Below are 21849 nucleotides of genomic sequence, written 5' to 3'. Positions count from 1 at the left end.
CTGACCAGTTTTTTTTCAACAATTCTCTAAAAGCCTCTTGACAAAAGACTTACAGTCTTAACTTGTCACCAATGCTCAAAAGCTGGCGGAAAGATTCTAAACTTATCTTATCAAAATGTTAAAATTACTGATAAAGGCGTTGCCTTAGTTGAAGCTCATGTTCGCAGATTTAATCCAGTTGGTGAAGCTGAGCTAATAATGGTAGAAAGGTTAAGAAGTATTGCCACCGAAACCCTATATTATCCTAATGCTTCGCCTCTCCTTCACAAAAATAAATCTGGTATGCGATCTATATATAGCTGTTATAATAGAGCGATACAAAATTAGCTGATTACTGGCTGATCGTGACTTCCTGGCGCACCGACGCGGTAATCGCCTCTACTAGAAATAATCGCTCGCTCAGTGACAAATTCATTGTTAATTTCACTAATTCTTGAAAAGATAAGTCTTTTGAGTTTTCTGAAAGCTTATCTTGTTCATCCAGCGAATTATTTGCATTATAACTTACAGGTTTGACTGATGTATCCCGATCTAAACTTGTCATCAGGTCGGTGTGGAGAAGTTCTAAAAATTTAATATCGTTCCCCAGGTCGGCAGCCTCATCCTCATCTGTATCTTCAATTACTTGCAAACGTTCTCGATAGGCATCAATCTGGTGCTCAATGGCTTCTATAATAAACCTTAAATCTTTAAATGATAAATTCATGATTGTTACTTTGCTACCACTAAATACTTATTCGCTAGCTTTAATGTAAAATCCCCGAAAGACGCTTTTTTGCGATTCATGTAACTCAATGTGAATGAGTCATAAAACATACGATTAATTATATTAGTAGGTTGGGTTTCCCTACTTAAACCCAACCTCCTACTAACTTATTCTATTTTACAGAAAAATGTGCCTATGAGGTGAAGTGCCTCTTGGTATTTTTCTAGAGTCATCGCTCTACTTGGCTTGAATAACCAATGACCCGGACGGTCATTCACTAATTCCAGTTCTGGGGGAATCTGAGTGCCAGGGTCTAATTTATACCAATTTTTTCCTGAGCCTGGAGTCTCAAAAGTTGATATTCCTTCTGACCTAGACATTCCTCCTGGCAGCCGTTTTTCTAAATTAAGCATAACCCATAATTCACCTTGTTGTTCGTAAACGGTAATATCCTTATTGGGTCTGACATTATCCATTCTAGGTGAACTAGCATTCCCCTGCCTATACAGGGCAATCACTGTTTTATTCATAGTAGATTTATTTTAAAAAAAATTATATAAAGATATCAGATATTATACATTATAAATATTATACGGGGCGGGCTTTAGGGCCCGCCCCGTCAAACGATCGACTATCGATTAGTAATCGAAGTCGCCGCCGCCCATGCCGCCGCCAGCGCCTGCAGCAGCGCCATCCTTCGGTTCAGGCTTGTCAACGACGATGCACTCGGTTGTCAGCACCATACCAGCAATAGATGCGGCATTTTGCAGAGCAGAACGAGTCACCTTCGCGGGGTCAACGATACCAGCTTCAAACATATCGACAAACTCATTTGTCGCTGCGTTGAAACCAACGTTGAACGGCTTTTCTTTGACGCGCTCAGCAATCACAGCGCCATTCAAACCAGCATTTTCAGCAATCCGCTTCAGAGGAGCAGCCAGAGCCCGTGCCACAATCAATGCACCGGTCAATTCTTCGCCCTTGAGAGTGCTATTAGCCCACTCTTCCAATTGAGGAGTCAGGTGAGCCAAAGTTGTACCGCCGCCAGGAACAATTCCTTCTTCGACAGCAGCTTTGGTTGCGTTGATCGCATCTTCCAAACGCAGTTTGCGATCCTTCATTTCTGTTTCGGTAGCCGCGCCGACTTTGATGACTGCGACGCCGCCAGCCAATTTGGCCAAACGTTCTTGCAGCTTTTCTTTGTCGTAGGAAGACTCGGTTTCGTCCATTTGACGGCGAATTTGTTCGCAGCGAGATTTGACTGCGACTTCGTTACCTTCGGCAACAATTGTGGTGCTGTCTTTGGTGATGGTGACGCGGCGAGCTTTGCCGATTACTTCCAGCTTGGTGTTTTCCAGTTTCAAACCGGCATCTTCGGTGATCAGTTGACCGCCGGTCAATACGGCGATATCTTCTAACATGGCTTTGCGTCGATCGCCAAAACCAGGTGCTTTAACAGCAGTCACGTTCAACACACCGCGCAGTTTGTTGACAACGAGGGTAGCTAAAGCTTCTTTCTCAATGTCTTCTGCAATGATCAACAGCGGGCGGCCGGAACGGGCTACTTGTTCGAGCACTGGTACTAAGTCTTGTACCAAGCCGATTTTCTTGTCTGTCAGCAAGATGAAGGGTTCTTCGAGAATCGCTTCCATCCGTTCGGTGTCGGTGACAAAGTAGGGAGAAATGTAGCCTTTGTCGAAGCGCATCCCTTCGGTGATTTCCAATTCGGTGGTCATAGACTTCCCTTCTTCCAGGGAAATAACGCCTTCCTTGCCCACCTTGTCCATTGCGTTGGCAATCATTTGGCCGACTTCATCGTCGTTACCAGCAGAGATGGAGCCGACTTGAGCGATGGCTTTGGAATCTTCTACTTGTTTGGCGTGTTCGGCAATTTTTTCTACCAAAAACGTGGTTGCTTTGTCAACACCGCGCTTGAGGGCGATCGCATTTGCGCCGGCTGCTACGTTACGCAGACCTTCTTTGACCATGGCGTGAGCCAAAACGGTAGCTGTTGTGGTACCGTCGCCTGCTGCGTCGTTGGTTTTGGAAGCTGCTTGACGGATCAGGGCAACGCCTGTATTTTCTACGTGGTCTTCTAGTTCGATTTCTTTGGCGATGGTAACACCGTCATTGACGATTTGAGGAGCTCCGAATTTCTTTTCGAGAACCACGTTACGGCCTTTGGGGCCGAGGGTTACGGCCACTGCTTCGGCCAAAATGTCCATACCGCGTTCGAGGGCGCGACGTGCATTTTCGTTGTAGATGATACGCTTAGCCATAGTTTTTGGGGATGAGAGGGTTTGAGATTTTGGATGGGGGATGATGGATTTTAGTCATTTGTCCCGTGTCATTAGTTGTTTGGCGGCGTTCGCTTTAAACTAATGACTGATGACTAAGGACTAAGGACTGATGACTAATGATTATTAGTTAACGATCGCCAGAATGTCTTTTTCTGCAAGCAAGACGTATTCGTCTGTGCCGAGTTTGATGTCGGTGCCGGCGTACTTCGAGTAGAGAACTTTGTCGCCGACTTTGACTTCCATTTCAATGCGGGTGCCGTCGTCATTGCGCTTGCCGGGGCCCACGGCCGCGACTTCGCCTACTTGGGGCTTTTCCTTAGCTGTGTCGGGCAGAAGGATGCCGCCGGCGGTTTTTTCTTCGCTAGCGCTTACTTTTACGAACACGCGCTCGCCTAACGGTTTAACGGTAGAAACACTCAGTGATACTGCTGCCATAAATAAATCTCCAGATTACAGATTGTCGTCAGTCGTCAGGGGTCACGATGCAAGCAACAGCGGACTACTTACAACTGACATATTAGCACTCTCGACTCCTGAGTGCTAATTTAGCTCTAGAAAGGGGCGATCGCAACTTAGTTGTCAGTACGGGTTCCCGAACCGAGCATGAGTTGAGGGGAAGGAGAGGGGGGAGTGCAGGGCTGTTTCATTCTCCAAAAAACGAGGATTTTGTAGGGGTAGTGCCCCCGTGCCTACCCTCCCCACCGACGATTTTTCGGTTATTTCATAGGTAGGGGCAGCCACGGGGGGCAGCCCCTACAAGAGAATGAAACCGCCCTGGGAGTACAGGCTGTGGTGATGACTTTAGACCGCTAACCAATTACTTTTGATTGATGAATAAAATGACAGAAAATAACGAGGAATCTTGCAGCCAAGGCTTGAGCGCTTGCGTCCAAAGCCTGGGAATCGCTCAAATCGAGCGGCATATTTTTATCTGTGCCGACCAAACCGTGCCCAAGTGCTGCGATCGGCAAACAAGTCTGGAGGCGTGGAATTACTTAAAAAAACGCTTGCAAGAATTGGGCTTGGACAAGCCAAGTGCCACTCGACCAACCTGCGTCTTTCGCACGAAAGCCAATTGCCTGCGAGTGTGCGCGTCTGGCCCGATTATGGTAGTCTATCCAGACGGAGTGTGGTATCGCGACGTTACTCCACCCGTCATTGAGAGAATTATTCAGGAACATCTTCTAAACTCAAAAGTCGTTCAAGAATACGCTTTCTTGACTCATCCTTTGCCAGTGCCTGCTGAGGCGGAGCAAAACGTCTAATTATAGCGCTGTTAAAGTACATGGGTATAATTAAAGGTTAAATTTAAGGTTAAGGGTGAGAATTTGAGACAGTTTGGCTTGCGGGCGATCGCACCTGCTACAGCTCCATAAAACTGTAGTTAGGTTCTTGTCTTCCCTGTGTGGCTTCCCGTGTTCCTGGTGTTTCTCAAAAGGTACACAAAAAAAATCGATCGGAGGAACTGAGAAATTTTTGCACAAAATTTCTCAGTGGCAGACACTCAGGAGGTTGCCAAACTACACTAGAAACAGTTAAATACGTAAGTAGGGAGTCTGCTTAAATTTCTCTATATCAGAAGTATCATTTAAAACCGGGGCATTGACCTGAAATTGAACCGATCGAGATTAAATATTTAACTTGCGCTCTGTTAGGCAATCTCCAATCAATCAAGGCTGATCTTGACAGGGCGATCGTCCATTACTGGTTTTGGCTGCGTTCCAGGTCGTAAGACACTCACAAACAGCCGTCGATTACAGGTTGGGAAGCGGTAATACCCGCCCCGCTTTCCCTCACCGCCATCCCTTCAGTCGATCGTCGTCCTCCACTCCCAGCCGGGTGGCGGGGGACTGACCGAAAAAACAGAAGTGAAAACAAGGAAGTATGCGGGATACTTTAGCGGGAATAAACATGACAAAGGACAATAATTCAGGAGAACAAAAACGGCTGATGCTGGTTGACGACGACCCCAATTTGATCTTGCTGGTCAAGGACTACTTGGAGTTTCGGGGTTACAACGTCATTACAGCAGAAAACGGCAGAGACGCTCTGGAAAAACTAGAACAAGAAGTTCCCGACTTGATGATCTGCGACGTGATGATGCCGGAAATGGACGGCTACACTTTAGTCAAACACATCAGAGAAGACCCTCGCACGAGCTGGATTCCGGTTCTTTTCTTGTCCGCAAAAGGTCAAAGTTCAGACCGAGTAAAAGGCTTGAGCACTGGGGCTGACGTTTATATAGTCAAGCCTTTTGAACCAGAAGAACTGGTGGCCCAAGTGGAATCTTCTCTGAAAGCTGCATCCCGCTTGATTAGCCACTCAAATCCCGGTATGGACAGTGGCCCAAAAATTAAGGCGCGCCGCAATGTCGAATTGACTCCCACTGAGTTAAAGGTCGTACAGTTGCTAGCGCAGGGTATGGCAAACCGCCAGATCGCAGACGTGATGAATGTCAGCCAGCGGACAATCGAAAGCCACGTCAGCAATATGCTGGGCAAAACAGGTCTGCACAACCGGACAGAGTTAGCTCGCTGGGCTCTTGAAAGCAAAAAGGCTTGAGCTGAGGTAGTCTGCGCTATGAAATCAGGGGAGCAAAATCTACTGCTATGCGCTTCGGTATGCCTGCTTGGCTGTAGGGCGGTGGGCACGGTAGTTTGAAGGCGCCATTAACCTTGACACGGCAGCCGGTATTAAGTTACTGGGCGTATAGTTTGTGAGGGCCCCTCGCTCAAATGCAAGCAGGGTTAAAAGAGCCCTCTGGCGGTAGAGCCGAAAATATGAAATACTGGGGAGATGGAGTTTTCTGAAGTCTAATCTATTGCCTCAGTTAGCTCCATGTTGCTAAAATGTGATATTTAGATTAACTTCTTTCTACAATTATTAGGTCTAAGTTTCTATGACAAACTTAATGAACCGCCTTTCTATTTTTGTGGACGGGAACAATATGTTCTACGCTCAACAAAAGAACGGTTGGTTTTTTGATCCTCGCAGGGTGCTCGAATATTTCAAAACTTCGCAGCCGAATGTCATCTTGATCAATGCTTTCTGGTATACGGGTCTGAAAGATCCCCAAGATCAAAGGGGATTTCGAGATGCTTTGATCAGTCTGGGTTACACGGTTCGCACTAAAATTCTTAAGGAATATTACGACGATGCTTCGGGCAGATATTCTCAAAAGGCTAATTTAGACATAGAAATTGTGGTTGATATGTTTAATACCGTGGATCAATACGACCAAGTTGTGCTGTTTAGCGGGGATGGGGATTTTGAGCGGGCGATCGAGCTGCTCCGCTCGAAAAATACTCATATTACTGTGGTATCAACCGAAGGAATGATTGCTAGAGAGTTACGAAATGCTACAGATAGGTATATAGACCTAAATGAAATTAGGGAACATATCGAGAAGATGGATTATTAGTCAGTAGTTATTAGTCGTTAGTCATTAGTCGTTAGTCATTAGTCATTAGTCAGTAATTATTAGTCATTAGTCAGTAATTATGGGTTATGGGTTATTAATTATTCGTTATTGGCGCGAAACACGGGATTGGTGTCCCCGCCCAAAAACGCATACTTGCTTTCCGATTGGAGGCGCCAGTAGCCCAAAATTTTAGACTAAGGTTCAAGTTCCCAGATTCATCTGTGGAGTAAATCTAAAATCTAAAATCTAAAATCTAAAATCGACTGACTGGAGGCTAAAATCCAGAAAAACGGACAAGTAAAAATCAGGAAAACACTTTTTAGAGCTATGAAAACTCAACCAAGTCAAGACCGGATTATTATTTTCGATACGACTTTGCGGGACGGAGAACAATCTCCGGGTGCATCTCTGAATGTGGATGAAAAGCTGACGATCGCTCGCCAGTTAGCGAGATTGGGCGTAGATGTGATTGAAGCGGGTTTCCCTTTCACCAGCACGGGAGATTTCGAGGCAGTCCAAAAAATAGCCCGATCGGTTGGCACAGAAAATGGACCGACAATTTGCGGTTTAGCGAGGGCGAGAAAGGAGGATATTAAAACAGCAGCCGAGGCTCTGAAACCCGCGGTAAATTCGCGAATTCATACGTTTCTGGCTACGTCCGATATTCACTTGGAGTATAAGCTGAAAAAGACGCGGGCTGAGGTTCTGGAAATTGTGCCGGAAATGGTAGCTTACGCTAAGTCTTTTGTGGATGATGTGGAGTTTTCGCCGGAAGATGCTTGTCGTTCGGAACCGGAGTTTTTGTATCAGGTTCTAGAACGAGCGATCGCAGCGGGTGCAACTACTGTTAATATTCCCGATACTGTCGGTTACACGACTCCGAGCGAGTTTGGGGCTTTGATTCGGGGAATTAAGGAAAATGTGCCGAATATCGATCGCGCAATTATTTCAGTTCACGGTCACAATGACTTAGGATTGGCGGTTGCTAACTTTTTGGAAGCTGTGAAAAATGGCGCCAGACAGTTAGAATGCACGATTAACGGGATTGGTGAACGGGCGGGAAATGCAGCTCTGGAAGAGTTGGTAATGGCGCTTTACGTGCGGCGCCAATATTATAATCCGTTCTTGGGCAGGGCTGCGGATTCTGAGGAACCGCTGACAAATATTGACTCGCGCCAAATTTACAAAACTTCGCGCTTGGTTTCCAATTTGACGGGGATGTTGGTGCAGCCAAATAAGGCGATTGTCGGGGCAAATGCTTTTGCTCACGAGTCGGGAATTCACCAAGACGGAGTGCTGAAAAATAAGCGGACATACGAGATTATGGACGCTGAGTCGATCGGCTTGACGGAAAATCAAATCGTCTTGGGAAAATTATCCGGCCGCCACGCATTTCAGACTCGCTTGAAAGAGTTGGGTTTTGAAATGGCCGACGATGAGCTAAATAAGGCTTTTGTCAAGTTCAAAGATTTAGCGGACAAGAAAAAAGAGATTACTGATTGGGATTTAGAAGCGATCGCCAATAACGAAGTGCACCAAGCACCGGAACTGTTCCGGTTAGAATTGGTACAGGTTTCTTGCGGTGACAAATCGCGGCCGACAGCAACGGTCACAGTGCGGAATCCGGCGGGCGAAGAATTGACCGATGCTGCGATCGGCACTGGGCCTGTGGATGCGATTTACAGGGCAATTAACCGGGTGGTAAACGTACCCAACGAGTTGATCGAGTTTTCTGTACAATCGGTAACAGCGGGCATAGATGCGATCGGCGAAGTAACAATTCGCTTGCGGCACGAAGGCAAAGTATTTTCCGGTCACTCAGCAAATACCGACATTATCGTAGCGTCCGCAGAAGCATACATCAGCGCTTTAAATCGCCTGTATCAGGCATTGCAGCATAGTGCTGAAAAATCTTCGGAACAGCCAACTACGATCGCAAATCAAGTTGTTGCAAAAGCACAGCGCTGATAAATTTATTGTCAGCCATTTTTCTTGAAACCAACCGCAGACGAACCCAGATCGAAGCAGATAAATCTCAATTAATCTGCCTTAATCCGGGTTTATCTGCGGTTTAAAATTACTTTTTTTACTAATAACCAAATCTTCAAAAATGCAAGACGAAACTTTAAAAAAAGAGCGGCAATTCCACGATGCTTGGGCATCCACAATCGATATTGACGGCATTCGAGTTAATGATTACTTTGAAGCTTGTACCGCCCCAGAAAATAGATTTATCGTCCAGCAAATGGGCGATATTACAGGAAAACGCCTGTTAGATTTAGGCTGCGGCGCGGGAGAAAATAGCGTTTATTTTGCTAAAAAAGGCGCCAATTGTGTCGCGGCAGACTATTCTCAGGGCATGGTAGAAGTTGCTCTGAAATTGGCTGAGAAAAACGGCGTCAAAATAGACGGCTGCACGGTGAATGCAATGGCTATAGATTTCCCGGACAATAGTTTTGATATTGTTTACGCTTCTAATTTGCTGCACCATTTGCCGGAACCTGAAAAGGCAATTCGCGAAATGCACCGCGTGCTAAAACCTGGGGGTAAAGCTTGTTTTTGGGACCCGATGAAGCACAATCCGGTGATTAATGTTTACCGTAGGATGGCTACTGAGGTGCGGACGGAGGATGAAACTCCTCTGGATATTAATATTGTGAATTGTGTTAAGTCTTTGTTTTCGGAGACGGCTTACGATACGTTTTGGCTGACATCGCTTTGGATATTTTTACGCTTTTATTTGATCGAAAAAGTGCATCCCAATGAGGAGCGTTATTGGAAAAAGATTATCATTGAACAAGAGAGATTGAAACCGGAATATTCTAGGTTAGAAGGGTGGGATGGCTTTTTGAAGAAGTTGCCTTTGATGAAGCGCTTGGCTTGGAATTTGGCTGTGGTGGCAACGAAGTAATTAAAAGAAGTACAATAAGTCAAAGCATTTAATTAAGAGGCTAATTATGCCAGAAACTATTACTGCTATCTACGAAAATGGGGTTTTGCGTCCCTTGAGTCCTTTGTCATTGAATGATGGGGAAACTGTGCAGATCAAAATTGTAACGGAAGTGTTGCCGGAAGAACTCAAGGGCGATCGCGAAAAGGCGATTAAGTTGAGGGATATACAAAAATTGATGGGTTTGCGAACAAAACAGTTTAAGCTAGATGCAGCCGCCGAACAAAAGCGGCGCGAACTGTTTGAAAAACTTAAGGGAAGAGTGGGAAAACCTCTTTCTGAAATCGTTATTGAGGATCGCGGCCCGTGGTAAATGCCTATTTCTTAGACACCAGCGCTTTGGTTAAACGGTATGTGCCTGAATTGGGAAGTAATTGGATTCAATCAATTACTGTTCCTGCCGCCACTAACTTTCTAGCTATTTCTCAGATTACTTGGGTGGAGGTATGCAGCGCTTTTTCACGCCGTCAACGAGAGGGTAGTCTATCTGGCGATGAGGTTGACCAACTTATGGGAGATTTTCGCACGGATTTTGACAACCAGTATGAAGTTCTTGAAGTCGATCGCACTTTGATAGAAACAGCGGGCGCACTGGTGATGCAAAACCCGCTGCGGGCTTATGATTCTGTGCAATTAGCGTCAGCTTTGCGCGTTCAATCTACTCTCCTTTCCGTGCCAGAAACTCAACTAATTTTTGTTTCGGCGGACAACAGATTGCTGGATATTGCTCAGTCGGCAGGGTTGGCGATTGACAATCCTAATAATTATCCGTAATCAAGCTGTCTGTAGCGAGGATGCAAGTCCTCATAAAAATCAGAGGGCTTAAAGTCATCACTAGAAACTAATTTTAGTGCGATCGTTATTTATAGGATTTCTTTCAAAGTTTTAACTAATATTTGATTCTGTTCCTCCGTACCTACACTAATCCGTAATTTGTCTTCTAATCGCGGCTGATTGAAGTATCGAATCAATATTCCCCGTACTTTCAGTGTTTGATAAATTCTTTCTGCATCGCCGTTTGGTGGCCTAACTAACAAAAAGTTGGTTTGCGAAGGCCAAACGTCAAAGCCTAATTCCTTGAAGCTAACGGCTAGTTTTGCTCGCGAAGCCTTAATCTTTTCGGCGTTGCTTATTTTGTGATCTTGATCTGCGATCGCAGCCGCCCCCACTGCATAGGCTAAAGCATCCACATTATAGCTGTCTTTGATTTTATTTAATTCTGCCAGCAGCGCCGGATTTGCTATGCCAAAACCCAGCCTCAATCCTGCCAGGGAATAACCTTTTGAAAGCGTCCTCAAAACTATAACATTACTGTACTTTTTTGTCAAAAACAAAGCATTTTCCTCGGCGAAATCTACATAAGCTTCGTCGATGACAAGAATGCCCGATAACTCTTTAGCCAGTTTCTCCAAATCTGCAACAGATATGGCTGTTCCCGATGGACTGTTTGGCGAAGCTATAAATGTCACTGCACCCTGGGCTGCTATTAGCAAATCGACGGGTAACTTGTAGTCATCGGGATAAGGAACTTCCACAAACTTTGCATCTTGAATTTCTGCCAAAGTGCGGTACAATACATAGGTTGGCGCGGGACAAACAATCTGTTTCCCAGATTCGCCCACAGCGCGAACTATCAAATTTAATAAATCGTCGCTGCCGTTACCTACAACAATCCAATCGTCAGCAACTCCCAAAACTTGACTAGCAGCAATGCGGAAAAGTTTGCCAGTCGGATCTGGATAGCGGCGCAGCATTTCTCCGTCTATTTCCTGAAGCACTTTTAAGGCTTTGGAAGAAGGCGGATAGGGATTTTCATTAGAATTTAGTTTAATAATTTTTGTGCCTAGCGGGGGCTGTTCCCCCGGCACATAGCCAGACATTTCGTGGATGTTTTTGCGAAAGTAATTCATCTATTATCTGCGTTAATCTGCGTTAATCTGCCTGCATCTGCGGTTAAAAATATCATATCAAACAATTAGTGACTATCCGCGTTATACCCAAATCAAGTAACTTTTGCATATCCGCTCGAGCGTCCACCGTCCAGGCCACAATGTCAACTCCCTGACTCCGGCTTTCTTGAATTAGTGCGGGGTTTTCCAGCAACACGCGATACAGACTGCTAATCAAATTATCCCGATGCGCCACAACTTGAGCTAATTGAGTTTTGTATGCTTCTAGATTAGCAACAATATGTCCGATCGCCAAATCGCCAGATAGCCGCCGCACTTGTTCCAGAAATCCATCGTTAAAGGAAGTAATAACGCATTTATGTTGGAGCTCTGCGCCCTTCAAAGTGTTGACAAAATCCGCGACATCTGAATCAGACCACTCGCAGTGCAGCTTGACATCAAAGTAAAGAAATTTGTCAACATTTTTGAGGATAGCTAATGATTCTTTTAAGGTAGGAATTTTTTGTTGTGAAAATTCATCGCTAAACCATTTTCCCGCATTAAGTGTCTGCAATTGGGACAGAGTTTTTTCCCTAACTTTGCCAGAAACTCCAGTTATTCTATCCAGTGTTGCGTCATGAAAAATCACTGGTACGTTGTCGGCGGATAGCTGGATGTCAAATTCGATCGAATGAGCGCCACGGGCGATCGCCAGTTCAAAAGCTGCTAAAGTATTTTCGGGGGCGATCGCCGAAAATCCCCGATGTGCGATAATTTCTAAATTCACTGTCTTGTGCCCTCTAAAAAATCTGCCACAGTTTGATTAAAAGTTTCCGGTTCAGTCAAAAAAGACCAGTGATTCCCCGGTACTTTGGCAACGGTAAGATTTTTCAAGTATCTATGGTATGGCTGCATTTGCCAAGCCATGCGATTTACGCCTTTTTCCGGCTGTACAAACAAAGTTGGTATCTCAATATTTTCAGTTAAACCGGCAACTTTCATCACTTCTGCGAATATCTGATTTCTGGCTGCAATCGCAAATTTACTGCCCCAATTTCCGTCTGATTTTTGTTCGATTTGCTGTTGGAATACCATTTGCTGCACATCACTCCAATCTGCGTATTCTCCCGATTGTTTTGCTGCTGCTTCTGCTTGGGATAAAGTCGCAAACGGGCCCACACATTTGAGACAGTCTAATTTTCGGTAAACAATTGGCAGGGTGAGTTTCATCGCCGCGGGCATTTTGGTGATGAAGATGGGGTCTACTAAAATCATACTGCAAAAGCGATCGGGATTTTGCCTCGCCCAAATCGGTGCTAGTTTTCCCGTCCAAGAATGTCCTAAAATGTGGGCGTCTGGCCAGTTGAGATGTGCCATCAAAGCTTCTAAATCTGCGATCGCACTTTCAAAAGTATAGCCTGTTTTCGGTTGGCTACTTTCTCCGTGACCGCGCATATCGGGCGCTACAATATGATAGCGGTTAGACAAGTAATTGCCCAAGCTAGTCCAGACACACGCACTATCTGCTAAACCGTGCAGCAGCAGCAAACGCGGAACTTTTTCTTCCCCTGTTTCTGGTTGCCATTCTAGATAGGAAAGTTCGATTTCTGGTAATTGCAAAGTCTTACGAGTTGGCATGATTAGGGTGTTTTATAGTTGGATAAATTTTATTTCACCTCATTTATAGTATTTTTATGAACAGGCAAGATGCCTGTTCCACAAAGAGTGAATTTTCTTGTAATTTTTTCATAAGCAGGCAATATCCCTGTTCACAAAGAATAATTTTTCTTGTGGGTGGGTGGGCTGGGCTTCTAGCCCGCCCTTCGGACTTAACCTTTGCCCTTCAAACTCAACAAGATAAACTGAGTTTTCTGCGCTTCATCAAAATTGTCATCGCTGACCAAAACTAGACTCTGGCTGCCATCTGGCAAGCGCGGGCCAAGGGTCATCCCCTCTAAATTGTACAGCGGAATTCCGAGTTCGCTTAAGTCTAGGAGCAACTTTTTCTTAACAGGTTCCACCGCCACTCGCCCTTTAAAACTCTGGATTCTCGAAGTATCTGTAGCCGCCCCAACTGCTATTTGATAAATTCTAGCGCTGTACCCCGACAGTCCAAAAGAACGTTCTAAACTCAGAATCTGACCGCCACCTACAGTTACTAATTCTGTTAAACCGTTCAAAATAGTCATGGGAACTTGGTCTAAGTTGTAAAGATTTTCCGATACTAATTGCGGCGTTTTATCGACGATAACATAATGTAAAAGACGGAGTTTGCTTGCCTGTTCCGGGTCTAAATCTTGCATTAAGGGCGCTTCCGTAGCTGCGAACAAACGAAACGGATCGAGACCGCCCGGACTAAAGGTTTCTGGGTCGATGGTTAAAGATTCAAAACCTAAATTGTCCACCACTCCTTGCTGCTGTTTTTCATCGCTGGCATCGGGAATATAGCGCTTTGGTATCGGCAATTGTCCCCGCATTTGCCCTGTTTTGAGGTCAAATTCTCCGAGAAAAGGAGGGATGCCCACATGAGTAACACCTTCGCTGGCGACAAATACTGAGTTGCGGGGAGAAAGGGCGATGCCTTCGGGATTGATGGAACCCCAAGAGAAGGTTTCACCGTCTGCTTTTTTGAGGGAGGTAACGCCTTCAACGGTAACTTTTTTCAGGCGAATATTTGCTGGGTCACTTGATGTGAGGTCGAGTCGGAGACTGTAAAATCTGGCTTCTCCGTTTTCGCTGGGGTCGTCGGAAAGAGCGTAAAAACGATAAGCTTTGGAAGTGACTGCACTAATACCTTTGGGGTCGTAGGTAATTCCTGACAAACCGCCGACTGGTACTCCTTCAAAATTCATTTTTGGCAATTGGTACTCGCCCAAAAATTCTAGGGACATTTCTGGAAAAGAGCGGTCTTTTGCAACTGCGGGAGGGGGGGCGCAAGCTGTACAAACAGTTAAGAGAATTAGGGCTAGACTGAATAATCGTAAAATACGTTGGCGAAGCCCTGGAAGAGGATCGCCCAACGCATTGAAATGAAAACAATTGCTCAGTGCGGTAAAATTTATTTTGTTGCTCTTGTTGAACAGTTTGCTTTTGTGCCATCTTTGTGACATAATTTATACCGTTTTGTAGATATGCAAAACTTGATGTTTCCAGAAAAGATGCCGAATCGCGGCAACAAAATTTTAAGAATAAGCAGTTCTGTGCCAATTGGGTGCTTGCTTTTCTTGTGGCTGTGTGCTGGTTCTATTGCTAGCGCCCAAACTAATCCACCAGGTCTCGATCAATTTTCTCCTAATCCTCTAGAAATTACCACACCCGATCCCCTAACTCCCGCCAGTGAATCTTTGAGCAGCACTCAGCGGGACGAACTGACAGCGGCTTTGGAAGAGTTAAACTTAGAAGCAGCGGCTAAACTGCAAGCTGGAGACGGCGCGGGTGCTTTTGAAATTTGGTTCCGAGAATTGCGGCTGCGGAGGTATCTGGGCCCGGCGGCGGAAATTGCTGCTTTGAGTCGGGTGGGAAGTGTTGCTTGGAGTAACGGTAAAAACCTCGAACTACAGCTTATTACTAAACGGTTGCAAGCAATTCAAAAACAAGTCAAATCTCAAGTACCACTTAATACTGAGTTGCTTCCCGCCTTCGCTGCGGCTTTTCAGCAGGTGCGCGCTAAAGGCCCGACTGTAGAAGTTTACCAAGAAATTCTCGAAAATGCGCGCCAAAACCAAGATATATTGGCTCAAGGTCAGATTTTGAAGGCGATCGGGCTTATTCATATCAATTGGTTGAGTTACGATAAAGCGGCTCCCGTGTATGAGGAATTGGCAACTTTAATTCAGGAAAACCGCGATTTATTTGCTGCTAATTCTGCTGTGGCAACTTCTGCTGTAGTTGCGGGAAACGGTGCGCCACCACAGCCTGTAACTCCTCCAACTGAGGTAGATACTCTCAGACAGTTGGCCTACGTTTACCAGCAGTCGAAACAACCCCTAAAGGCGATCGCAGCTAGGGAAAAACTAGCATCAGTGTATCTTAACTTACAAAATCCCAGCGCTATACCACCGCTCAAAATTGCGATCGCCAGTGATTACCAAACCATAGGTCAAATCAATTTAGCCGCTCAATACTATCAGGAAGCCTACAATTTAGCCGTCCCCATTCAACAGTATGCCCAAGCTAGCGAAGCTTTGGATAAATTAGCATTACTTTATCGATCGCAAAAGCAGTGGGAGCCTACTTTGCGGATTTATCAAATGCAGTTGCTGTTAGAAGAGCGGGCTTACAATTTCTACGGATTGATGAACGCTTACGACAATCTCGGTCAAGTTTATCAAGAGATGAAGGCTTACGATAAAGCTTTGGAATCCTATCAAAAAGGGTTGGACGTGGCTAAAAGATTGGGACACAGACAAGAGTATTTTGCTAAGAAAATTCAAAAAGTTAACAAGCAATTGCAAAGAACTTCGTAGTTGTCAGCCGACAATAATTCCAATTTGCAATGTGAGTAATTTTAATGCAGTAAGGTGTGCAATGCACACCTTACAAAAATACTTTTGACTGGTAAGTTTCTCGCGAGATAGAATAATATACTACATCTGTTTCGTAGTAATGAGCATTTTTTTCATATTTCATGCCAACTTTCTGTATCACCCGCTGGGAGGCGATATTTTCTGGGCGGGCGATCGCAACTATTCTCTCCAACTTTAATATTTTAAATCCATAGTTGAGACTAGCAAAAGATGCTTCTGTCGCCAATCCTTGATTCCAATAAACTTTGTCTAGCGCATAGCCCAGCTCAACTTCCGGTGTCTGATCCAGAAAAGCCAGTCCGCAGCGACCAATCATTTTACAGTCTATTTTATGTACTAAAGCCCACATTCCGAAGTTGTTTTGTTCCCAACGTTTGAGCATGGTATGAATGGCAATTTCTGTTGCTTCTCTCGTTCTAACTCCTGTGAGGTATTTCATTGTTTCCGGATCGCTGTAGATGCGGTACAGATCGTCTAAGTCCTCTGGCCTAAATTGTCTCAGATACAATCTGGCTGTCTCTATTTCTTGCATAAGTTATACCCAAAAAGGCTAATACACTTTCATTGGGACGACGGTGAAATGTAAAATCAATTTCTTCAATGCAGTGAACTGCATTTTGAAAACCCAGCATTTGACCAGCAAATAAAACCAGTGGCCAACTCTATGTCTAAAGGCATAAAGTGGCAAGTAGCGGGTATCCGCTGTTGTAATAAATACGGGTGACAGAGCGCTGTCAGGTTGGATAATTTGCTGGATCTGCACAATATTTCCTCATTTGACTGACTCTATTTGCTACAATTATTAGTTGGATATATTGTACAGCTTTTTTGCTCAAAGCTGAGCGAACTGATCTCGCCCGCCCGCCCTACAAGCCGCGCAGCGAAAAAAAAGCTCGATATCCTCACAAAAAGCCGCCGAATTTAGCAGCATAATAGCTTCTGCAATCTAAAATCTAAAATCTAAAATCGGATGACCCTTTCCTCACCAGTAGCAGACACCAAAAACAAATCCGGCCAGGAAACAGACTGGCGGTTATTCATGAGGTTGGCATCTTATGCAACCCGCAGCAAACGCTTGCTGATTATTTCGATCGCACTATTAGTACCGCTAGCAGTCTCAGGAGCAATTCAACCCATTCTCATCGGACAGGCAATTTCGGTAATTCGCTCGGAACCTACCTACGAATTCTTGCGGGGAGTGCCTTTATCTGCTGCCTTGAATATTTTGGCTATTTTGCTCATGCTAACTATAACACTTAGATTAGCACTGCAATCACTTCAAGGCTATTTAGTCACGAAAGTAGGGCAAATAATTACTACAGATATTAGAAATGATTTGTTCGCCCACGTCACATCGCTAGCAGTGAGATTTTTCGATCGCACTCCTGTCGGTAAACTGATGACTCGCCTCACCAGCGATGTGGAAGCTTTGGGAGAGGTTTTCTCTTCAGGGGCGATCGGCATTGTCAGCGATTTATTTTCAATTTTAGTAATTGCCATTTTCATGTTTACCATGCAGTGGCAACTAGCTTTAATGTTGGTCCTGATGATGATACCAATTACCGCAGTCATCATTTATTTCCAGTACCAATATCGCATAGCAAATTACAATACCAGAGAAGAACTTTCCGAACTAAACGCCCAACTGCAAGAAAACCTGACTGGTATTGGGGTAGTGCAGCTATTCCGCCGCGAAAGATTCAACTCCCAATTGTTTCGCGTCACCAATAAACGCTACATTAAAGCAGTTGACAAAACTATATTTTACGACTCAGCCGTATCTGCGACATTAGAATGGATTGCTTTAGTGGCGATTGCAGCAGTTTTGTGGATGGGCGGTCAAAGGGTTTTAGCTGGTAATCTTAACTTCGGTACTCTCTCGGCATTCATTTTATTTGCTCAGCGTCTCTTCGATCCGCTGCGGCAATTTGCTGAGAAATTCACTGCAATTCAGGCAGGATTTACCGCTGTAGAACGCATTAGCGATATTCTCAACGAACCGATCGAAATTAAAGATCCAACTAGCGGGAAGAAGGAAGAAGGAAGAGAGAAGAAGGAAGAAGGAAGAGGGAAGAGGGAAGAAGGAAGAAGGGCAGGTTATTCACCGTTGTTTATAACTGGACATCCAGAGGCAACGGCTTACAACTTGTCTCCGTTCGATCGAGAATTGGCAGATAATCATCAAAATCCAGCAAGTTCAGAATATCGTTTAGTGCCTAACAATCCCCAATCACCCCCCGCCAACCCCCCCAAGCTTCGGGGGGGAGAAAATGCTAAATCCCAGAATTCAGAATCGGGAGAAATCCAATTTGACAACGTGTGGTTTGCTTACAAACAAGACGAATATGTCCTGCAAAACCTCAATTTCACCATCAAATCCGGCGAAAAAGTAGCATTAGTTGGCCCCACGGGTGCGGGCAAAAGTTCGATTATCCGTCTTCTCTGTCGCCTTTACGAACCTAGCCGAGGACGGATTCTGGTTAATCATGTGGATATTCGGGATTTGCCTCAAGCAGAGTTACGCAGGCACATAGGCGTGATTATCCAAGATGGCTTTCTATTTGCTGGTGACGTGAAGAGCAATATCAGCCTGGGAGAAAGTTACTCGATTGAGGAAATTCAAGCAGCAGCAGAAAAGACAAATGTTGCCCGTTTAATCGAACAGTTGCCTCAAGGTTATGACACGCAATTGCGGGAACGGGGAACCAATCTTTCGGGGGGACAAAAGCAATTATTAGCGTTTGCTCGCGCGGCCATCCGCAATCCCAGTATCTTAGTTCTAGACGAGGCAACTGCTAGTTTGGATGTGGGGACGGAAGCTTTAATTCAAGAAGCTCTAGAGCGTTTGATGGCGGACAGAACGGCGATAATTATTGCCCACAGGCTCTCGACTATCCGAAATGTCGATCGTATTTTAGTGCTCAAACGCGGGCAGTTAGTAGAGTCGGGCAGCCACGAAGAGTTGTTGCAGCTAGAAGGGTTGTATGCCAGTTTGTACAAGTTGCAAATGCTGGGAAGTTAATATCTGAAGGAAGGCACGACACGGATTTTGACACGGATACACGGATGAATTATCGATAAGAGGGAAAATTATCCGAATACCCAAATACCCGACTTCTTCAAGAATTCGGGTATCTCAAAGAATCTAAAATCTAAAATCGCAAATCTAAAATCGGATCACTTGCCCGAAATCATTTTTCCCAGGGTTTCCGGCAAGTGAATTATATGTTGGAAAAGCTGATTTGGGCCGATGCCAAACAATAACTGCATCGTCAGCACAATTGCTGCTAAACCAATCGCTGTCCCGATGCTGGCTTTCAATACTTTAAAAGCCCAATTAAAGACTAGCCAAGATACAAGTAACGAAGCAATTAAGATAATTAGTTCTATTGGCATATAACATTTTTAACTTGATTTTAACTCTACATAACTTACGCATCAATACCAAAGAAACCGGGTTTTTTCTCTGTGTTAAAGGCTTAAATGCAGTATTTCCCTAAAAACCCGGTTTCTGCGTCCAAGATTACTCTACTTATTACTTTAAGCAATACTGCCGCGCTTCCGTGTTTCCTTATAAGAAATTCCGACATTTTTTAAGCCGGCTTTAATCATTTGCTGCTCTAACAAAGCGAAAAAGCGAGTTCGATCGCCCCCCGTGACTACCGCTTGATTATGAGCTTCTGCTAGCGTCACCGGATACCCGCCGCCTTTGTGTACTTGAGCCAGCATCATTCCTAATGCTAAATCTAGCTGTGCTGTATCTTGTGCTACCCATTCCGGCACTTCTATTCTAGCAATTTCTGTGCCAACGTGAACGTAACAGAAATAGACGGAATTAACACCATACAAATCTAAAATTCGAGCTTGGGATTTCCACAAAGGGCTTCTTTGTCCCGGTGACAGGATTGTTGCCCACAAAATGGCATCCCGCAAGGGTTCAAATTCTTGACAAGGTGCTTTTTCGGCGAAAGAAATTGTGGCGGCAAATCCGACGTTCGGGCAATTTGTCATGCAGTCTGGTACTTCGTGGGTGCAAGCTTCAAACCGCAAAAAAGATAAGCTTTCACTGCTGCGAGAAGCGCTTAAGTATCCTAACAGCGGAATTCCTGCTAAACGCAACTTGTCCCAAGATTCTAAAATTGGTAGCAAAATTTGATCGCGCGCTTCGCTGGGTAACTGTTCCAAAAACCAATAAATCAGGGAACCGTCTACCATGGCTAAAGCTGGCGCGGGCAATTTATTGTCGTTAACTTTTGCCCAATTGCAGCCCATTTCTGCTAAGGCAATTGCTTCGGAAACTGCGCGCCGATATCCCATCCATTCTTCGGTTCTAATTCCCCACTGTCGCGAACCGTACAAGTCTTCGGGTTTGTAGAAAACCTCCGGCACGCTGTCTAAAACTGGGTGACGGCTTTGGCCGTAGTGCAGCATGACTGTGCCGACGTTTAGGAGGTAGCAGTAAGCTATTTCGTGATGGTTGGGGGAAATTTGCGATCCGTCTGTGGCAAAGACTGTGTGAGAGGCGGGGGGTGCGGTGATGTAGGTGCGATCGTCCAAGGGCTCGATCGGCGTGGCAGCATTGAATAAAGTGCGATCGCGCCAACTCTCTTGCAATTCCACCAGTTTTTCCTGTTCCGTTGCAGCCTTTACCAGCAAATTCTGAGCCACTTCCAAACGTTGGCGAGCCGCGTGAGCTTCCACATTCAAATGTTGGCTCATTCCCTGCATTGCCTTGGCTGCTTTAGTTAAATCGAGCATTGGTTTTAAGTCTCAATATTAGAAAGCTTTCAAGCGGAGAAATTATCAAAATACTTTTCAATTTTTTAGTGCCGAAGCTTGTTTTTTTGTCATACACGCGGTTTGAGCAACTAAAATACTTCGTACCAGCCCGCAGAAATAGTAAAAAAACCCGGTTTTTGAGGTCAAGAGTACCTGGAATAGTCTAAAAAAAAAAACATTTTTTTTGTCGAGATTCTTGCTTTTTTGAGGGATTTCTGTTATATTTATCTTATAATGGGATGGTGGCAAAAATATTATTTTTGCCACCATCCCATTATATTAAAATACCATGTCTACGCCGCAAAAGTCAACAAAAAAGATGTAAAATTTTGTGATTTTTTTTTTGACTCTGAAAAGCGAAAAAAATCACCACTGTAAACCAATCTAACATCAACAGTCGATCGGCAGCCAATCGGCAAAATCTCCGGCAAACTGGGACAGAGAAAGCAATTGAACTGGTGGATTTTGAGCCACAGATTCCCGTTCGGGCAAAGTATTGTAACCCCAATCAGCCAAAAATAACCTCACCTGAGATAAATCCGGCTGCTGCTTCACCGACAGCAAAGTTTTTAACCGGTCTTCCACAAACCAAATAGTCGAATCATTACCAGAGGCTGCCAAAAATTCCCGCAAAATTTGGTGTTTAGGCTTGTTGTATTCCTTACCAAAAATCAACTCTGACGGCATTTGTACCCCTGCTAGCTGCAAAAGTTCTCGCACAAAACGACCTTCCTTTGTAGTGACGATCGCCACTTTCACCGAACTCTCCTGCAACGAGTGCAAGCGATCGGCAACCCCTGGATAAAAGCGGTGCAAAGACAGCCACCCTGCTAAATCCTCAGCAATCCAATTATCGCGCAATCCGTCTAACATAGCGCCGACAGACTGCGCTTTCAAATTATTTTCGGTCAACAAATACGGTACTATATTGGGCCACTCTAGCAAAATTCGCTCTGGGGAAATTCCTGTGAGTAGTGCGCGGATTAGCAGCGGCATTTCCCAACCAGTTTCGATGGCGGGCCGCACTCGGTAAAAACTCAAAGCTAAATCTGGATCTGGTACTGTTTCGACTGGTTTCCAGATTTGACAGTAGGTACGCCAAGCGGTTTGGAAATATTCGATTAGTCCGTCACAAATCACACCATCAAAATCAAGAGCTAGAATTGTCGGAAAGTTATTAGCCATCAATCGATTTTAGATTTTAGATTTTAGATTTGGGATTGAAGAATTGAAGAAGTTGAGAATTGAAGAAAGCGATATCACTGATGAATCCGGGGA

At 44.8% G+C, this 21849-nt stretch carries 21 protein-coding genes; 9 read left to right on the top strand and 12 right to left on the bottom strand.

Annotated features, from left to right (window positions below; genetic code table 11):
- Positions 1-331: 331 nt before the first annotated feature.
- From QUA03_RS10385 to groES, 4 genes are all read right to left on the bottom strand, one after another.
- The gene (locus tag QUA03_RS10385) at positions 332-706 is read right to left on the bottom strand and encodes a hypothetical protein (RefSeq protein WP_333211808.1); all 375 of its coding nucleotides are present in this window, start codon (positions 704-706) and stop codon (positions 332-334) included.
- 167 nt (positions 707-873) lie between these two features.
- Positions 874-1236, bottom strand: a complete 363-nt coding sequence (locus QUA03_RS10380; protein WP_333211806.1) for a Tse2 family ADP-ribosyltransferase toxin — start codon at positions 1234-1236, stop codon at positions 874-876.
- A 108-nt stretch (positions 1237-1344) separates the two neighbouring features.
- Complete coding sequence (gene groL / locus QUA03_RS10375) at positions 1345-2985, bottom strand: chaperonin GroEL (RefSeq protein WP_333211804.1); 1641 nt, start codon at positions 2983-2985, stop codon at positions 1345-1347.
- A 144-nt stretch (positions 2986-3129) separates the two neighbouring features.
- Positions 3130-3441: a co-chaperone GroES gene (gene groES / locus QUA03_RS10370; protein WP_332945088.1), complete on the bottom strand. Its 312-nt coding sequence runs from the start codon at positions 3439-3441 to the stop codon at positions 3130-3132.
- A 404-nt stretch (positions 3442-3845) separates the two neighbouring features.
- Here groES and QUA03_RS10365 point away from each other — a divergent pair, with 404 nt between their 5' ends.
- From QUA03_RS10365 to QUA03_RS10335, 7 genes are all read left to right on the top strand, one after another.
- A complete protein-coding gene (locus QUA03_RS10365; RefSeq protein WP_333211816.1) occupies positions 3846-4271 on the top strand; it encodes a ferredoxin in 426 nt (141 codons plus the stop codon).
- 646 nt (positions 4272-4917) lie between these two features.
- A complete protein-coding gene (locus QUA03_RS10360; RefSeq protein ID WP_333081102.1) occupies positions 4918-5568 on the top strand; it encodes a response regulator transcription factor in 651 nt (216 codons plus the stop codon).
- A gap of 337 nt (positions 5569-5905) precedes the next feature.
- The gene (locus tag QUA03_RS10355) at positions 5906-6427 is read left to right on the top strand and encodes a LabA-like NYN domain-containing protein (RefSeq protein WP_006633075.1); all 522 of its coding nucleotides are present in this window, start codon (positions 5906-5908) and stop codon (positions 6425-6427) included.
- Between the two features lie 327 nt (positions 6428-6754).
- Complete coding sequence (locus QUA03_RS10350) at positions 6755-8395, top strand: 2-isopropylmalate synthase (RefSeq protein ID WP_333211803.1); 1641 nt, start codon at positions 6755-6757, stop codon at positions 8393-8395.
- A 142-nt stretch (positions 8396-8537) separates the two neighbouring features.
- Entirely contained in the window at positions 8538-9338 is an 801-nt protein-coding gene (locus QUA03_RS10345; protein ID WP_333211801.1) for a class I SAM-dependent methyltransferase, read from the top strand.
- A 46-nt stretch (positions 9339-9384) separates the two neighbouring features.
- Positions 9385-9690 carry an antitoxin family protein gene (locus QUA03_RS10340; RefSeq protein ID WP_333211799.1) on the top strand — a complete coding sequence of 102 codons (306 nt, stop codon included), beginning with the start codon at positions 9385-9387 and terminating at the stop codon, positions 9688-9690.
- Entirely contained in the window at positions 9684-10151 is a 468-nt protein-coding gene (locus QUA03_RS10335) for a type II toxin-antitoxin system VapC family toxin (protein WP_333211798.1), read from the top strand. Before QUA03_RS10340 ends, QUA03_RS10335 begins: the two co-directional genes overlap by 7 nt.
- Positions 10152-10240: 89 nt before the next feature.
- Here the strand turns inward: QUA03_RS10335 and hisC are convergent, their stop codons facing one another.
- From hisC to QUA03_RS10315, 4 genes are all read right to left on the bottom strand, one after another.
- Positions 10241-11287: a histidinol-phosphate transaminase gene (gene hisC / locus QUA03_RS10330; RefSeq protein ID WP_333211796.1), complete on the bottom strand. Its 1047-nt coding sequence runs from the start codon at positions 11285-11287 to the stop codon at positions 10241-10243.
- A gap of 52 nt (positions 11288-11339) precedes the next feature.
- Complete coding sequence (locus tag QUA03_RS10325) at positions 11340-12053, bottom strand: glycerophosphodiester phosphodiesterase family protein (protein ID WP_333211794.1); 714 nt, start codon at positions 12051-12053, stop codon at positions 11340-11342.
- On the bottom strand, positions 12050-12904 hold the full coding sequence (locus QUA03_RS10320) for an alpha/beta hydrolase (protein ID WP_333211793.1): 855 nt from the start codon (positions 12902-12904) through the stop codon (positions 12050-12052). Before QUA03_RS10320 ends, QUA03_RS10325 begins: the two co-directional genes overlap by 4 nt.
- Before the next feature lie 191 nt (positions 12905-13095).
- The gene (locus QUA03_RS10315; RefSeq protein ID WP_333211791.1) at positions 13096-14376 is read right to left on the bottom strand and encodes an esterase-like activity of phytase family protein; all 1281 of its coding nucleotides are present in this window, start codon (positions 14374-14376) and stop codon (positions 13096-13098) included.
- Between the two features lie 21 nt (positions 14377-14397).
- Between QUA03_RS10315 and QUA03_RS10310 the strand changes: the two genes are divergently transcribed.
- The gene (locus tag QUA03_RS10310; RefSeq protein ID WP_333211789.1) at positions 14398-15732 is read left to right on the top strand and encodes a tetratricopeptide repeat protein; all 1335 of its coding nucleotides are present in this window, start codon (positions 14398-14400) and stop codon (positions 15730-15732) included.
- A 70-nt stretch (positions 15733-15802) separates the two neighbouring features.
- Here QUA03_RS10310 and QUA03_RS10305 read toward each other — a convergent pair whose 3' ends face one another.
- The gene (locus tag QUA03_RS10305; protein WP_333211788.1) at positions 15803-16324 is read right to left on the bottom strand and encodes a GNAT family N-acetyltransferase; all 522 of its coding nucleotides are present in this window, start codon (positions 16322-16324) and stop codon (positions 15803-15805) included.
- A gap of 438 nt (positions 16325-16762) precedes the next feature.
- Between QUA03_RS10305 and QUA03_RS10300 the strand changes: the two genes are divergently transcribed.
- Positions 16763-18814, top strand: a complete 2052-nt coding sequence (locus tag QUA03_RS10300) for an ABC transporter ATP-binding protein (protein WP_333211787.1) — start codon at positions 16763-16765, stop codon at positions 18812-18814.
- Between the two features lie 155 nt (positions 18815-18969).
- Here QUA03_RS10300 and QUA03_RS10295 read toward each other — a convergent pair whose 3' ends face one another.
- From QUA03_RS10295 to QUA03_RS10285, 3 genes are all read right to left on the bottom strand, one after another.
- Positions 18970-19188, bottom strand: coding sequence for a hypothetical protein (locus QUA03_RS10295; protein WP_006633087.1), 219 nt, complete (start codon positions 19186-19188; stop codon positions 18970-18972).
- A gap of 144 nt (positions 19189-19332) precedes the next feature.
- Entirely contained in the window at positions 19333-20550 is a 1218-nt protein-coding gene (locus QUA03_RS10290; RefSeq protein ID WP_333211785.1) for a DNA double-strand break repair nuclease NurA, read from the bottom strand.
- 411 nt (positions 20551-20961) lie between these two features.
- Positions 20962-21756 carry an HAD hydrolase-like protein gene (locus QUA03_RS10285; RefSeq protein WP_333211814.1) on the bottom strand — a complete coding sequence of 265 codons (795 nt, stop codon included), beginning with the start codon at positions 21754-21756 and terminating at the stop codon, positions 20962-20964.
- Positions 21757-21849: the final 93 nt, after the last annotated feature.

The sequence above is a fragment of the Microcoleus sp. S36b_A4 genome (assembly GCF_036700645.1).
GTDB lineage: Bacteria > Cyanobacteriota > Cyanobacteriia > Cyanobacteriales > Microcoleaceae > Microcoleus.
The sequence above is the reverse complement of the archived record's forward strand: the minus strand, read 5'-3'. Positions and strand labels throughout refer to the sequence as shown.